Source organism: Streptomyces sp. NBC_00490 (genome assembly GCF_036013645.1).
GTDB lineage: Bacteria > Actinomycetota > Actinomycetes > Streptomycetales > Streptomycetaceae > Streptomyces > Streptomyces canus_F.
In genome coordinates this window covers 9,685,695-9,700,206 of the sequence record NZ_CP107869.1, presented here as the reverse complement: position 1 = coordinate 9,700,206, position 14,512 = coordinate 9,685,695, and the positions used below count along the sequence as shown (strand labels likewise).

At 68.2% G+C, this 14,512-nt stretch carries 13 protein-coding genes; 3 read left to right on the top strand and 10 right to left on the bottom strand.

The window, feature by feature from the left end:
* Positions 1–130: 130 nt before the first annotated feature.
* The 7 genes from OG381_RS44215 to OG381_RS44185 form a co-directional block, all read right to left on the bottom strand.
* Entirely contained in the window at positions 131–1,039 is a 909-nt protein-coding gene (locus OG381_RS44215) for an SDR family oxidoreductase (RefSeq protein ID WP_327721639.1), read from the bottom strand.
* Positions 1,040–1,316: 277 nt separating this feature from the next.
* On the bottom strand, positions 1,317–2,159 hold the full coding sequence (locus OG381_RS44210; protein ID WP_327721638.1) for an alpha/beta fold hydrolase: 843 nt from the start codon (positions 2,157–2,159) through the stop codon (positions 1,317–1,319).
* A 225-nt stretch (positions 2,160–2,384) separates the two neighbouring features.
* Positions 2,385–2,804, bottom strand: coding sequence for a hypothetical protein (locus OG381_RS44205; protein WP_327721637.1), 420 nt, complete (start codon positions 2,802–2,804; stop codon positions 2,385–2,387).
* 314 nt (positions 2,805–3,118) lie between these two features.
* A complete protein-coding gene (locus OG381_RS44200; protein ID WP_327721636.1) occupies positions 3,119–4,579 on the bottom strand; it encodes an RICIN domain-containing protein in 1,461 nt (486 codons plus the stop codon).
* A gap of 144 nt (positions 4,580–4,723) precedes the next feature.
* Positions 4,724–5,740 carry a helix-turn-helix domain-containing protein gene (locus OG381_RS44195; RefSeq protein WP_327721635.1) on the bottom strand — a complete coding sequence of 339 codons (1,017 nt, stop codon included), beginning with the start codon at positions 5,738–5,740 and terminating at the stop codon, positions 4,724–4,726.
* Positions 5,730–6,725 (bottom strand): aldo/keto reductase, encoded by a 996-nt coding sequence (locus tag OG381_RS44190; RefSeq protein WP_327721634.1) that lies wholly within the window; start codon positions 6,723–6,725, stop codon positions 5,730–5,732. The genes OG381_RS44195 and OG381_RS44190 overlap by 11 nt, the downstream gene beginning before the upstream one ends.
* A 32-nt stretch (positions 6,726–6,757) precedes the next feature.
* Positions 6,758–7,780, bottom strand: a complete 1,023-nt coding sequence (locus tag OG381_RS44185) for a zinc-dependent alcohol dehydrogenase family protein (RefSeq protein ID WP_327721633.1) — start codon at positions 7,778–7,780, stop codon at positions 6,758–6,760.
* Positions 7,781–7,947: 167 nt separating this feature from the next.
* Here OG381_RS44185 and OG381_RS44180 point away from each other — a divergent pair, with 167 nt between their 5' ends.
* Entirely contained in the window at positions 7,948–8,820 is an 873-nt protein-coding gene (locus OG381_RS44180) for a helix-turn-helix transcriptional regulator (protein ID WP_327721632.1), read from the top strand.
* A gap of 273 nt (positions 8,821–9,093) precedes the next feature.
* Here OG381_RS44180 and OG381_RS44175 read toward each other — a convergent pair whose 3' ends face one another.
* The 3 genes from OG381_RS44175 to OG381_RS44165 form a co-directional block, all read right to left on the bottom strand.
* Positions 9,094–9,597, bottom strand: coding sequence for a hypothetical protein (locus OG381_RS44175; protein ID WP_327721631.1), 504 nt, complete (start codon positions 9,595–9,597; stop codon positions 9,094–9,096).
* A gap of 140 nt (positions 9,598–9,737) precedes the next feature.
* Positions 9,738–10,112, bottom strand: coding sequence for a peptidase inhibitor family I36 protein (locus OG381_RS44170; RefSeq protein ID WP_327721630.1), 375 nt, complete (start codon positions 10,110–10,112; stop codon positions 9,738–9,740).
* A 251-nt stretch (positions 10,113–10,363) separates the two neighbouring features.
* On the bottom strand, positions 10,364–10,492 hold the full coding sequence (locus OG381_RS44165; RefSeq protein WP_327721629.1) for a hypothetical protein: 129 nt from the start codon (positions 10,490–10,492) through the stop codon (positions 10,364–10,366).
* 480 nt (positions 10,493–10,972) lie between these two features.
* Between OG381_RS44165 and OG381_RS44160 the strand changes: the two genes are divergently transcribed.
* Both OG381_RS44160 and OG381_RS44155 read left to right on the top strand, forming a co-directional pair.
* Positions 10,973–11,638, top strand: coding sequence for a hypothetical protein (locus tag OG381_RS44160; protein ID WP_327721628.1), 666 nt, complete (start codon positions 10,973–10,975; stop codon positions 11,636–11,638).
* A 738-nt stretch (positions 11,639–12,376) separates the two neighbouring features.
* Positions 12,377–14,437, top strand: a complete 2,061-nt coding sequence (locus OG381_RS44155) for a sensor histidine kinase (RefSeq protein ID WP_327722713.1) — start codon at positions 12,377–12,379, stop codon at positions 14,435–14,437.
* Positions 14,438–14,512: the final 75 nt, after the last annotated feature.

The following is a 14,512-nucleotide window of genomic DNA, read 5'->3' as shown; positions in this document are numbered from 1 at the left end:
ACATCTGATCGTCAATGGAGGACACCCGGTGAAGTCGGCGTCGCAGGGCTTAGGGCCCCTCGTTCCGGAGGGACAGGCTCAAGGCGTCCCGGTCAGGCCGTCGGCGGGAGAGGGATGGGACACGGGCCCTTCATCGGTGCCGTGTCGTGCCCAGCTCGTCGGTGTACCGGGCGAGGGCGTCCTCAGCCGTGGGGACGGGGCCGAACAGCTTCTCCTGGCGGCGGGGGTCGGCGACGTAGCGACCCGTGTCGAACCAGGCGAACATCGCGGTCATGTCCTTGACCAGAGGCATGAAGCGGCCGGCGACGGCTCCTACGGCCCGGGCCACGACGGAGGGGACGGCCCACACCTTGATCTTCTTGCCGGCCCGGGCGCCCATGAGGTCGGCCATCTCGCGCATGCTGATCGGACGGTCCCAGCCGATGTCGATGCGCTCACCGTCGTCCGCCTCGGCGTCGACGGCGGCCGCGAGATAGGCCGCGAGGTCGGAGGTGTGGACGAAGGTCAGCGGGACGCGGCTCTTGCCGATCCACGTCAGGCGGCCCTTGTCGATGGGGTTGCCCGCCATGGTCCCGATCTGGTCGAGGAAGGCCCCCGGACGCAGCGCGACGAACGGGACGCCGAGCTGTTCGAGCTTGTCCTCGGCGATCTTCTTGTGCCAGAAGTGCGGGACCTGGGGCGTCTGGTCGCTGGTGAGGATGCTGGTCAGAACGAACCGCCGGATACCGGCGCGGTGGGCGGCCTCGGCGAGGTTGGCGTTGCCGACGGTGTCGATGTCGTGCGCGTTCTTGCCGCCGCGGGTGTAGCCGGCGGCGGTGGTGATCACGGCGTCGGCGCCGTTCATGGCGGCGACGAGCGAGTCGAGGTCCAGCATGTCGCCGCGGGCGATCTCGACACCCCGGCTTTCGAGCCTGCTCGCGTCGGTGGTCGGCCGGACCAGGGCGCGGACGTTCTTGCCGCGCTTGAGCAGTTCGTCGACGACCTTGCCGCCGAGGGAGCCGGTCGCGCCGACGACGAGGACGGGGAGGGTGGTGGTCATGGGGGTCTCACTTTCCATCAGGTCAGTGGTGGGGGGATGGGGGGTGGGCCAGTGGTGGCCGCCGACATGAGTGCTGTCGGCCTGTGGGGGCTTGTGGAGTCCACGGTGAACCGGACGCGGGTGCTGCGGCCGTCCTCGATGTGTAGCCTGGCCGACGACCGGGACGGGCCTTCGTGCAGCTGAGTGCGCTGCAGCGCTGTAGGCCGTACGGACGAAGGACTCCGCCTTTTGAGCCCGTACCGACCTGCGTAACGCGAGGCGCTCGCTCTACGGGGAGTCAGTCGAAGAACTTTTCCAGTTCGGCCACCAGGGCTTCCGGCTGTTCCTCCGCGATGAAGTGGCCGCTGTCCTCGATGCCGCTGTAGCGGATGTCGTTGGCCTTGTCTTCCATCATCGGCCGCATGAAGTCGGCGCCCTGATTGGCAATGGCCAACACGGGCATCTCCAGGGGGCGATACGAGTCGTTGTCGGCCACATCCTGGTGGAAGGTCTTGAATACGCCGAACCCCGCGGTCAGCGCCTCGGGTGTGTCGTACGCCTGGGCGTAGATGGCCCGGCTCTCCTCGCTGATCCGTTCCGGGTGGAGCGCGAGGTGTTCGGCCGACCAGTCGATCACGTGCCGGAACCGGCCTGCGAGGAGCTTGGCGGGCAGACCCTCGACCTGGCTCAACGGGTATATCCACAGGTTCAGATCACCGGGCCCGGGGAACGGCTTGGCGAAGTTCTGGAACATCGGCGAGAAGGGTGCGCCTTCCCAGAGTGCGAGCTTCTTGGTGGCCTGCGGATAGTTGGCGGCGAAGCTGTAGGCGACCATCGCACCGATGTCGGCACCGGCGATGTTCACCCGCTCGTAGCCCAGGACGCGGACCAGTTCGTAGACGTCCTTTGCCATGGTCTTCTTGTCGTAGCCGCCCCCGGGCTTGTCCGAGTCTCCCTGACCTCGGTAGTCCACGGCGATGACGCGGAAGTGTGCGGCCAAAGGGGTCATGATCTTGTGGAGGCCGTGCCAGGTGCGCGGAAACCCGTCCATGAGGACCAGCGGCTCGCCTTCGCCGCCGATGACGTAGTGGAGCCGGGTGCCGTTCACGTCGGCATAGCGGTCTTCGAATCCTTCAAGCATGTGTGGCTCCTACTCGGGGCTCGGACTGATCATTTCTGCGGTGGGAGCTCATGCATGCGGTGGCGCACGCGGGATGGGCACCATCGAGATCCGTTGATGCATCAACTACCTACACGCCCGTTCCCACGGACGGCAGTGGAAATAGGGCGGGCATCTGCTCGCGGCGCCGCGGACCGACGGAACTCACAATCGATGGCTGCGCGGCTTACCGACGACCACGGATTGTCAGGACCTCTTGAGCCAGCGTTGCAGCGCCTCGGGCACGTTCGTCGGATGCGAGCTGAAGCTCAACCGGATGTTGGGTTGGAGGTCGATGAGCACGTTGACGATCCGCTCGAACAGAACGGTGTACTCGGGGACATTCTTGATGCCGCCACCGATCAGCGCCACGCCGAACGCATCCCCGTCGAACAGCCGGCGCAGCTCGGCCTCAGCCTCGTCGGGGTCCAGGCTGACATAGCCTTCCTCGCCGTCGACGCCGGCGGCCTGGATCGCAGCCCAGTTGCGCTTCCTCATGGCGACCAGCTCCTCGAGCGTGGCCACCCCCGGCGGAAAGTCATCCGCCGAAAGCGCGGCAGGGGCGATGCCGAGGGCCAGCACGCGTTGGTTGATCGGGGGCTTCACTTGAGAGTTCTTGTGGGACATGGGGTCACTCCTCCAAGGCAATACGACAGTTCCAGAGAACGTGTGGCTGGCCACATGAATAACGTAGCAGCAATCGTGTGGCTAGCCAAGTATTCATGGATGCGGGGTCCTGAGCAGCTCGCGCGGGCACGCCCAGGGCCGGGTTCTCAGCCCACGACGGGGCCGATCACCTTGACGATCAGGCCGAGCTCAGGCTGAGAGATGGGTTCCTTCGTGAGGCCGCCCAGCAGGAAGGTGGCCTTGTTGTGGTCGACCGCTTAGCTCCTACCAATGCGATACCAGGGGCGGCGGGCACAACTGGAAGGTCACGTCCCTCACCATCCCGACGGCAGGCTGCTGAGGAACGGGGCAAGCCGGTCGGCGATCACCCGGTCGTCGTGGGCCGAGGTGTGACCGTCACATCCGAGGAAGTCCAGGCCCGACTGATCGAGGAACCAGTAGTGGACCCCGCTGTCGCCGGCGTCGTTGCACGCCTCGACCACCTGCCGCACATGCTCGGCGTTCTTGTCGAAGCCGACGGCCACGAGGGCGGTACCCACGCCGTAGCGCGTCCGCAGTTTCCGGAGGAACTCACCGTAGGCGGTGCGGTAGGCGGCCGCGAGACTGTCGGGCGTCCACGGTTCGCCGGGGGTGAGGTCGGAGAAGTCGTTGGAGCCGAGGTTGACCACCACGATCTGGGGGCGCCACGTCCCCGGGTTCTGCCAGACGTCGCCGTCCACGTTCAGCAGGGCACGGTCGTAGTAGGTCCGGTACGTGAGGTCCGGGCAGATGCCGGCGACGTTGCGCACCATGCCGAGGCCGGACAAGCCGTTGATCTGGTAGTCGGCGTCCAACTGCCGGGCAGTGAGGGCGCCGTGGCTCACGTCGGTGTTGGTGTTCCGCTTGAGCTGCTCCGGATCGCAATCGCGGGTGCCCGAGACATTGCCGTAGCCCACCGTGAGGGAGTCCCCGATGAACTCGATCTGGCGGTCCCGGGGCGTCGGCTTGCTCAGTACGGCGCCCCCGGGCGCGGCGACGAAGCCTCCGAACGTGCTGGTGTCCCCCGGGGTGTCGTTGCGTTTGACGACCCGGACCGTGTGCTCGCCGTCCCGCAAGCCGTTGATCCAGTGCGTGGTGTCGCCGGGTGTGACCAGGGTGGCGACGGTGGCCCCGTCGATCTGGACGTCGTAGTCGGCGGCCGCGCAGTCGAGCACCACCCCGAGGCCGACCCCGCGGAAGCGGCCCTCGAAGTACACCCCGGGCCAGCTGAACTGCACCGTCTTCCCCAGGTCCTTGACCCGACCTGCGGTGTGCACCTGCTCCAACACGCTCTTGACGGGTACCAGCTGCCACTGCTGATTGGCGCCGCCGCGGTCGGTGAACTGCACAACCTTGGCGCCGTCCGTAGTGACAGCGTTCCGGACCTCGACGGCCTTGCCGCTGTAGCGGTTGATCAGACGGACGTAACCGTCCGCCGAGTCCTGCAGCCGGAACTGCTGGTTCGAGCCGCCTGTGTCTCCCCACTGCACGATGTCCGCGCGGTCGGCGCCGGACCAGCCGTGGACGTCGAGGACCTTGCCCGAGTGCTGGGCCTTCAGTCGGTAGTAGCCGTCGCCCGAGTCGACGAACTGGAACCGCTGATGGGCACCGCCATTGCGGGCCCACTGCTGAACGGCGGCTCCCTCAGCAGTACTCGCGCCAGATATGTCCAGCGCCTTGCCGCTGCCCCGGTTGATCAGCTCGTACCACGAGCCCGCGTCCACCGCGGCAAGCGCCGCCGGGCTCCCCCCGCGCACCGGCCTCGGATTCCTGTCTTTGAAAGTCATCTGCGTGCCATCTGGCCGGCCCTGACGCATCGATAGGTCACGGCCGAAACGTCCGACATTCCACCCGTGCATGTCAACCAATTTGAAGGCGCCGCTCCTTCTTCCACGGGGCCTCTATGGCGTGCCCTTCGTGGGCTCTACGGCTGACGGCCGTGTCGCTGCCCAACTGGCAAGGAGCCTGAGCCGGTCTTCGGAACAGGTGCCGGGCTCGGCGGTGTAGACGGTCAGGTCGTAGACCGCACGGTCGGACACAGGCAGGTCCATGGATCGGTACACCAGTTCCAAGCGGCCGACGTCGGGGTGTTGGAGCCGCTTGGTGCCGTGGTGGTGGATGCGGACGTGGTGGGCGGCCCACTGGGTGCGGAACTGGGGGCTGAGCGTGGACAGTTCGCCGATGAGGTCGCGCAGGGCCCGGTCGCGGGGTTCGCGCCCGGCTTCGGCGCGCATCAGCGCGACGGTGGTCACGGCGGCGGCCTGCCAGTCGACGAAGAGACCGGCTGAGCCCGGATCCAGGAAGAGGTAGCGGGCGATGTTCGGCCGTCCGCGCCGGTCGATGGTGTCGCTGTCGAACATCGGCGCGTGCAGAGCACGGAACAGTGCGTTGTGAGCGACGACCTCCATGCGGCCGTTGCGTACGAAGGCCGACGACCTCGTCATGGAGTCGAGCATCCACTGGACGGAGGGCGGCACCTCGACATCCCTGCGGCAGCGAGGTGCACGCCGGGTGGTGCCGACTGCTCGGGCCAGGTCGAACAGGTACCTGCGCTCGTCCTCGTCCAGGTGCAGGGCACGGGCGATCGCTTCCAGGACGGGGACGGATGCCTGCATGCGCCCCTGTTCGACGCGGGTGTAGTAGTCCGTGCTGATGGAAGCCAGCTGCGCGACCTCCTCGCGCCGCAGGCCGGGCACTCGGCGTGGTCCGCTGGTGGGCAGTCCAACCTGCTCCGGGGTGATCCTGGCCCGTCGGCTGGTGAGGAAGCCCCGGATGTCGGCGCGGTTGGCGGCATGGTGGTCGGGGCCCGGGTCGCGGCGATGCGCGCCCTTGGCGGATCGCCACCCGGAAGAGCTCGGCGATGCGGCAGCAATGCCGCCCGGATTCTCGGTCGGCCCGGGGCCGGTCTCACCAGGCATACGCCTGCGGGGCTTCCCCTGGCCCAGGCCAGATACGGTCGAGGCGTTCAAGGGCGTTGTCGTCCAAATACACGGACAACGCGCCGAGGTTGGACCGCAGTTGCTCGCTCGTCGCCGCTCCGGTGACCGTGGTGGAGACGGCAGGGTTGTGCAGCACCCAGGCCAGCGCCACATGTGCCGGCCTGGCGCCCAGCTCCCGGCACAGCTCTTCGTACGCTTCGAGTTGGTGGCGATGCGCGTCGACGCGCTCCAGCATCGAAGCATCCTGGAGGTGTCCCTCTGCGGCGGAGTCGAGGACGCCGGTGAGCAGGCCGGCGTGCAACGGACTGTAGGGGATCAGGCCGATTCCGAGGTGGCGCAGCGCGGGGACGAGTTCGCGTTCCACGGCTCGCACGGCGAGGTTGTACAGGCTCTGTTCGCAGGTCAGGCCCATGAAGTGCCGTGCGGTGGCGGCCGATTGGGCGAGGGCGACGTCCCAGCCGGCGAAGTTGCTGCTGCCGACGTAACTGATCTTGCCGTCGCGTACGAGCTGTTCCATCGCCTGCCAGATTTCCTCCCAGGGCGTGGCCCGGTCGATGTGGTGCATCTGATAGAGGTCGATGTGGTCCGTCTGGAGCCGTCGCAGGCTCGCCTCACACGCCCGCCGGATGTGATAGGCGGACAGCCCGCGGTCGTTCGGCCCCAGTCCCATCGGCTGGTACACCTTCGTGGCCAGGACGATCTCGTCGCGGCGCCCGCTGCGCCTGAGCCACCGGCCGATGGTCTGCTCCGAGACGCCGTACCCCTTGCGCATGTCCGGCGACTGCGGGCCGCCGTAGACATCGGCGGTGTCGAAGAAGTTGACACCCGCTTCGACGGCCGTGTCCATGACCGCGAAACTGGTCGGTTCGTCCACGGTGAAGCCGAAGTCCATCGTCCCGAGGCCGATCCGGCTGACCAGCAGACCGGAACGGCCCAGGTGCCCGTATCTCATCTCGTCACTCATGCACGCACCGTCCGTTCGTCAGGCGTGGCCTATCAGGGCTTGAGCAGGACCTTGATGGCGCGGCGTTCATCCATCGCCCGGTAGGCGTCGGCGGCCTGGTCGAGGGGCAGGGTGAGGTCGAAGACCTTGCCCGGGTCGATCTGCCTCGTCCAGATCAGCTCGATCAGCTGCGGCAGGAACTCACGGACCGGGGCCGGGCCGCCGTGCAAATGTGCGTGGGAGAAGAACAGCTCCTGGCCGTCGAGGGTGACGTCGTGGGAGACGCCGACGTAGCCCACATGGCCGCCGGGGCGGGTGGAGCGGATCGCCTGGAGCATCGACTCCTGGGTGCCGACCGCCTCGATGACGGAGTGTGCGCCGTAGCCGCCGGTCAGTTCCTTGATCTTCGCCACGCCTGCGTCGCCGCGCTCGGTGACGATGTCGGTCGCGCCGAACTCCAGGGCCAGCCGCTGCCGGGAGGCGTGCCGGCTCATGGCGATGACCCGCTCCGCGCCGAGCTGCCGGGCGGCCAGCACGCCGAGCAGACCGACCGCGCCGTCCCCGACCACAGCGACCGTCCTACCGGGTCCGGCCTGCGCGGCGACGGCGGCGAACCAGCCGGTGCCGAGCACGTCGGAGGCGGTCAGCAAGCTCGGGATCAGGTCCTCGTCCGGGGTGCCCGGGGTGGCGACGAGGGTGCCGTCGGCGAGCGGGACACGCAGCCGCTCCGCCTGGGCGCCCATCTCGTTCATCCACTCGCGCTGGACGCAGGACGTCTGGTAGCCGGCCCGGCAGTTCTCGCAGGTGTTGTCGGAGGTGGAGAAGCCGCCGACCACGAACTGGCCGGGCCTGACGGTCCTCACCTCACTGCCGATCTCCTCCACCACGCCCACGTACTCGTGGCCGATCGGGGAGCGCTCCTCGAAGGGCTCGGCCCCGCGGTACGGCCACAGATCCGAGCCGCACACACAGGCCGCCGCCACCCGGATGACCGCGTCCGTGGGCTTCAGGATCTTCGGGTCCTCGCGCTCCTCGACCCGGAAGTCTCCGGGGGCATGCATCACGACACCGCGCATGAGGTGTTGCTCCTTGCGTATGAGGGACCGACCGCGTCGGACGGCCGGGCGGGCTGAAAGCCCACGTCATTCAGGGAACCCCCGTTTCGCGCGGGCAACCAGTTGCTGTTGAACCATGTACTGGCAGTACATCCCTACGGCCGCGCGGACGTCGTACGGTCAGGGGTGTGGACAACCGTGACGAAGTCCGCGAGTTCCTCACCTCGCGGAGAGCCAAGATCACGCCGGAGCAGGCCGGGCTGCCGGCCGGCAGTCGGCGCCGGGTGCCCGGGCTGCGGCGCAGCGAGGTCGCCACGCTGGCCGACGTCAGCGTCGACTACTACGGCAAACTGGAGCGCGGCAACCTCACCGGTGTCTCCCCCGCCGTGCTCGAATCGATCGCCCGCGCACTCCAGTTGGACGAGGTCGAACGGGCCCACCTGCTTCACCTGGCCCAGGCCCAGGAAGGCTCCGACACGCTTGCCCGCCCCCGGTCACGCTCCAGCCGACAGCGGGCCCTGCCCAAGAGCCTGCAGTGGACCCTGGACGCCGTCACCGCCGGGCCCGCGTTCGTGACGAACGGTCGCCTGGACCTGCTCGCCGCCAACCCGCTGGCCCGCGCGTTCTTCGCCGACCTTTACGACAGTGGCGGCCAGGCGCCGAACATGGCCCGCTTCCAGTTCCTCGACCCGGCGGCCCGGCGCTTCTATCCGGACTGGGACCTCATCGCCGACATGACCGTGGACGTGCTCCGCACCGAAGCCGGCCGCAACCCGCACGACAAGGACCTTCACGACCTGGTGGGCGAGCTGTCCACCCGCAGCGACGCCTTCCGCACCCGCTGGGGCTCCCACAACGTGCGCCGTCACGGCACCGGTGTCAAACGCTTCCATCACGCGGTCGTCGGCGAGCTCACCCTGGCCTGGCACGGCTCGGCCGCGGACGACGAACCCGGCCTCACCCTCCTCATCTACACCGCCGAACCCGGCTCCCCCTCCGAAGAAGCCCTGCGCCTCCTCTCCTCCTGGACCGCCTCCCAGAACGGGGCCACGGCCGGCTGACCCCGTCGCCGTAGAGGTGGAGTGCTTCCTCGCGGGTTGCGCCTTTGAGGATGTGACCGCGGGATCCGGCTCTATGGCGGCGAGGGGCCTGAACCGGGCCCGTCGCTTGCGATCCCGACGACGAGGTTGTCGTAGACCTGGATCACGCCACCAAGGCCAGGGCGAGGACGTACAACGGAGCCGACGGCATGGACCTGTTGTGGTCCATGCCGTCGGGCAATGATTCAGCGCGCACTGAACGGTTCGGCGGTGCGGCTGCGCGCAGCAGGCGATCTAATACCAGGCGGTCTCGGCCAGCCGCTGGTCGTTGCAGAACAGCACCGCCTTGCTCAGCCGGCCGTCCAGGTTGTTGATCACCTTGGTATAGGCGTAGTCGATTCCCGGGTCGACCGTCTCGAGTACCCACACGATCGTGGAACCGTCGCGGTTGCTGTGCGCGGCACAACCCTCGGGCGCGTTCTCTATACGGGCGAACGAGCCGCAGCCAGGGCTGTAGAAGTACTTCAGGGTGATGGTCCGCCCGGCGTAGACCACGGTCTTCGTCGCGCCGCCAGGCACGTTGGGCTGGTAGTAACGTCCCGAGCAGGAGGTCTGCTCGGGGTACAGGCCCTCGTTGGGCAATGTCCCGTACGACGCACTCTCCTTGGAAGCCGCCTGGGCCTGGAGCGGCGTCAGCGCCGCCAGGCCGAACGCGAGGGCGACGCCCAGCAGCGCGCGCAGGGTCAGCCGAGTCCGATGTGTCGTCGTCTTCCGATTTTCGACTCTCTGCAAGGACATGCTTCGCCTTTCGAGAATTCCGTGTTCACGCTTGGTTGCGGCCTATGAATGGCGTACGGCGGCTCTCTGTCCGTCCTCCGCCGGCCGATCCGCGCCGCCTCATCACGCAGGGCGGGGCCTTGGGTGGTCGTCGTGGCGGCTCAGCATTCGCCCCGCCACGTGGCCTCCCCGATCGTCGCGTAGATGATGTTCGCCTTGTACTGGCCCGGGCCGGGGTTGTAGTGCAGGCAGATCCTGCGGACCGACGTGGTGTAGCCGTAGAGGAGTTGGATGTGGTCGAAGCCTGGGGCCACGTACCCGTTGTTGAACACGGAGCCGACGCTGTGGATCTCGCCCTTCCAGTCGCCGTCTGTCGCCAGCAGCAGGGTGCCGCGCTGGTCCGGCTCCGAGTAGGCGCAGAAGTACCCCTTCGGGCAACCCGGCGGGTTGGGCTCGGCGGTGGCCGTGGGCGCGGCGACGATGACGGCCGCGAAGGCGGCGGCTCCGGCCAGTGTGCTCATGGCGCGCTTGCGCACAGTGGGTTCCTTCCCTGTCAGGACGGCATGGTGCTCGGTGTGACAGCTCCGACGGCATGCGACGGGGGCAGGGGGTGTGGTGGAGGGCCTCAACGTAGAACGCGGCCGGAGTGAGGTGCCAACTTTTTGAAGACCGTCAAAACGTCTGGCATGGACGCCTATTGGCCGTCACCGATGTGTCGCGCTTCGTCAGAGCCGACTGGTGCGAGAGCCACCTCTGGCAACAGCGCCCGGACATAAGAAGCCCACACTCACCAGGGGAACGCGCCCGACCCCTGGAAGGAAGCCATGAAGTAGATCACCAAGGGCAGGAGGGCGAGGACGAACGCGGCGAAGACCTTCGCCCACATCGCTGTCTTGCCGGGGCCTTGGGACGACATACTCGCTCCGGACGGACGCCTGGGCGTGGACGGTTGCCAACGCCGTGAGGATGGTAGCTCCCAGGGTGGATGCGTCTGAAGGGCGCGGGGCCTGCGGGGATCAAGAAGGGCGGCTTCTCCCCCGGGTGCAGCGGCAGTGATCCGGCGCGGCCGGGCGGACAGAGATCCGGCCAGAGCGGCGTCTGTGCCGCTTGCCCTGACCGTCATGGAGCCCGACGGGACACGGTTCTCGCCCTGCACGATCGCTCCCCCGCCGCAGTCTCGCTCCCCGCCTGCGACCAAGAGCTCAACCACCTCGCTTGGCCGCGGCGCCCGGGAGAGGTCCTGGAGCAGTCGGTCTCGCATATTGCGCGGGTCTGGTCACCGGTTCGCAACGGACCGCGTCAGGGTGATCGAAAGCGCCACAGCGTGGCTGAATATGGTCTCTCCAGCTCACGCGGCTCCGCAGGCAGCCGCTGCCACCACCATGGGGGACACATCATGATGATCACGCATCGCCGCAGACGGACCGCGTTCCGGACGCTCGCCCTGAGCGCATGGGCAGTTGGCGTCCTGGCGCTCGCCGCCTGCTCCCCCACCTCCTCGGATGCGGAGGGTACGGCGGCGGCTGCCACTCCCTCACCGGCCAAGGGGAAGAGCAGCGCCAAGGCGACCCCGTCCGCCGAAGCGCTGCCCGCCGGGAAGGTCTCGTCGTCGCCCGACGGCAAGGTGCCCTCTTCCCCGGCATCCGCGGCATCACCGACGGCATCGGCCGTGGGCTCGCCGATCGCTGCCGGGACCGGTGGCGAGGACGACGGCTGCGACCACAAGATGCCCATCTCGCCCGACGAGATCGCCGTATACCGCTATACGCCCGAAGGCGGGTCCCTGAGCCTGATCATCCGGCACGGCAACTGGGGCTGTGGCACACCGGATTCCGACGGTGCGCCGTTCGAGACAGTCGGCAAGGAAACCTATCTGCCCCTGGATCAGGCGGCGTACATCACCGTCACCAACCCCATCGTGACGAGCACCGAGAACCAGCCCATCGGTGTCCAGGAGTTCCTGGACTGGCTGGAAGCGCACCCCGACAGCGGCCTGGTTTTCCAGTACCACCTCGGCGCGGACGGAGCCATCGACAGCCTCGAGCAGATCTTCACCCCCTGACGCGGGCGGGTCTCCCACCCGCACACCCGCCGCTGGGGCCGAAGGGAAACGCTCCCCCTGCGGTACGGCAACAGGGCTCTCGGTGCGCTGGCGGCGGTAGTTCCTGGCCCGAGCAGAGTCGCGCGGCCGGCTGGTGCCGCATCGACTGAGTCCGTCGCCTTCGCCAGCGCCGCCCGGGACGGAAGCTGCGAGGGCGCGTGGCTTCCGATCCGTATCGCTCAAGCAGTCCCGCCAGGCGCCACCGCGGGTCATGGCCTCGGTGTCCACGAAGCGTTGTTGCAGATCGGCGTCGCCCGCCGAGAGCAGCCACGGGAGCGGATCCTGGCGCTCGTGCGCCAGGCGGTGGCGAGCCGCATCGGGACGCGAACGGCGGCGGGACACCATCAAACCGTCGGGGTGTCCGGCCGCTGGCAGTCCGCGAGGACGCTGACAACAGCGGCCGGACGTCCGCCCGGTCCACCGTTGACGCAGTCGAGCCGGCCAAGCCCCCGAGCAGGGTGCACTCCAGAAGCCGCCCCCTATCTGTCATTTGAAAGCTCAACTGCGTACCGCTTCAGTGAAATCCAGTTCAACAGCGGAAGCAGAGTGCTACACATCGGAACGATCCGATCTGAACAACGCACTGTGACCGTCTCGTTGTGGAGAGTGTCGAACACGAGGCGGATCCGAGCCGATAGGACGACCGTGTCGCACACCCCCACTGCCACGGGCCGAAGATTCAATGCCCGCAACTTGCGTGTGGCCCAAAAGCTGCAGGCCATCCTGCTGATCCCGGTCCTCGTCGCCCTCGTCCTCGGCGGCGTGCGCGTCAAGCGCTCCGTCGACACCTGGCAGACCGCCAAGGACGCGGTCCGCGTGGCGGAACTGGTCCAGGCGGCGAACACCTACGCCAGCGACGCCATCAACGAACGCGACGTCTCCGTCATCCCGTTGGTGAAAGGCGAGCGCGACTCGGACACCGTCGCCAAGGCCCGGAAGATCACCGACCAGGACGCAGAAAGGTTCGACGAGGCGGTCGCCCGCATGCCGAGAACCGCCAGCCTCGAGCGCCGGGTCCAACTCGTCCGCGCAGGCGAGAAGCGCCTCGCCGCGGTACGCGCCAACGCCTTCACCGCCAGCGTGACCGGCGTGCAGACCGAGGAGAGCTACCACGCCGTCCAGCACCCGCTGATGGAGATCTCCAACGAACTGGGCTTCGGCATCAGCAGCCAGGCCACCTTCGGCCGCACCCTGTACGCCATCTCACTCACCCAGGCGGCCGAGTCGCTGATCCGCGCCATTGGCACGCACCTCCTCGTCGAGGACCGCAGCAAGCTCGCCCAGGGTGAACTCCAGTCCCAGCTCGCCTCGTTCAGCTCCTACGTCTACCTCGAGCAGGTCGCGTTGCAGGAGTACGCCGGCTTCGCCGGCACCGACGACGTGGCCCGGTTGCGCAAGGCGCTCGCGAACGCGGAGGTGAAGGGGCGGCAGCAGATCGCAGCGGCCCGGACGCAGGCCGAGGCAGCCGGGCGGACCTTCGTCCCCCCGCCGAGTCTGGACTCGATGACCAGCGCCATCGCCTCCGGCGCGACAGCCACACAACTCACCGAGCGCGGCATCACGCCCGCGACGTTCTTCGCCGCCTCCACCCTCAGCTTCGACGCCTATCGCAGCGTCGAGGTGTACCTCACCGGCACCGCACTGTCCGAAGCCCATGACATCGCCGACGACGCCCGCGACGACGCCATCGTCAACGCAGCGCTCGTGCTCGCCTCCATCCTCCTCGCCTTTCTCCTCGCGAACTGGGTGGCCCGCACGATGAGCACCAGCATGCGCCGCCTCAGCGCCTCCGCCCACGCCATCGCCGCACAGCGGCTGCCGGACCGGCTGACCCAGCTCACCCGCGCCATCCCGGGCCGGGTCGACTCCGACGTCGAACCCATCCCCATCACCACCACGGACGAGATCGGCGAAGTCGCCCGCGCCTTCGACCACGTCCACCGCGAAGCCGTCCGGCTCGCCGCTCAACAGGCCCTGCTGCGCGCCAACATCAACACCATCCTCGGCAACCTGGCGCGCCGCAGCCAGCCCCTCATCGAGCGCCAACTCGCCATGATCTCCGACCTGGAGGGCCGGGAAGCCGACCCCGACCAGCTGGAGAACCTCTTCCGCCTCGACCACCTCGCCACACGAGTGCGCCGCAACGGCGAGAACCTCCTGGTGCTCAGCGGCGAGAGCCCCGCGCAGCAGTGGGACCAGCCCATGCCTCTCGTCGACGTCGTCCGTGCCGCGGTCTCGGAAGTGGAGCAGTACGAGCGCATCCAGTTCTCCGGCATCCCGGAAGCCCAGATCGACGGCCGCGCCATCAACGACCTGGTCCACCTGCTCGCCGAACTCCTGGAGAACGCCGCGGCCTTCTCCTCCCCGCACGTCCCGGTCCACATCACCGCCGCACGGCTGCCCGACGGCCGGACCATCCTCGAGATTCACGACCAGGGCATAGGCCTGCCCCACGACGAACTCGCGGACATCAACCGCATCCTCGCCGACCCGCCCACCGTCGACGCCGCGCTCTCCCAGCGCATGGGCCTTTTCGTGGTGGGCCGACTGGCCGACCGACACGGCATCCGCGTTCAGCTACGCCCCTCCCACGAGGAACAGGGGACCACGGCGCTGGTGATGCTGCCCCAAACGATCACCCATCGGCCGGCGAAGGAGGAACCCGACGCCGACACCATGGCCCTGGTCGCGTTCGTGGACAGTCCCTTCACCAAGGATGCCCCGCACACCAACGACACGTGGGACAACCAGCCGTCCTGACGCAGGATGTCCGGTCAAGAAGCCCGAGCGGCGCGGACGGCACGGTGCCGCGCGCTCGAAACAGCCGCCGCCGAC

What these genes read in the sequence shown, in the direction of transcription:
- OG381_RS44205 (WP_327721637.1), bottom strand. Translation starts at nt 2,804, where the DNA reads ATGTCCCACAAGAACTCTCAAGTGAAGCCCCCGATCAACCAACGCGTG.
- OG381_RS44210 (WP_327721638.1), bottom strand. Translation starts at nt 2,159, where the DNA reads ATGCTTGAAGGATTCGAAGACCGCTATGCCGACGTGAACGGCACCCGG.
- OG381_RS44175 (WP_327721631.1), bottom strand. Translation starts at nt 9,597, where the DNA reads ATGTCCTTGCAGAGAGTCGAAAATCGGAAGACGACGACACATCGGACT.
- OG381_RS44190 (WP_327721634.1), bottom strand. Translation starts at nt 6,725, where the DNA reads ATGAGTGACGAGATGAGATACGGGCACCTGGGCCGTTCCGGTCTGCTG.
- OG381_RS44215 (WP_327721639.1), bottom strand. Translation starts at nt 1,039, where the DNA reads ATGACCACCACCCTCCCCGTCCTCGTCGTCGGCGCGACCGGCTCCCTC.
- OG381_RS44160 (WP_327721628.1), top strand. Translation starts at nt 10,973, where the DNA reads ATGATGATCACGCATCGCCGCAGACGGACCGCGTTCCGGACGCTCGCC.
- OG381_RS44185 (WP_327721633.1), bottom strand. Translation starts at nt 7,780, where the DNA reads ATGCGCGGTGTCGTGATGCATGCCCCCGGAGACTTCCGGGTCGAGGAG.
- OG381_RS44165 (WP_327721629.1), bottom strand. Translation starts at nt 10,492, where the DNA reads ATGTCGTCCCAAGGCCCCGGCAAGACAGCGATGTGGGCGAAGGTCTTC.
- OG381_RS44195 (WP_327721635.1), bottom strand. Translation starts at nt 5,740, where the DNA reads ATGCCTGGTGAGACCGGCCCCGGGCCGACCGAGAATCCGGGCGGCATT.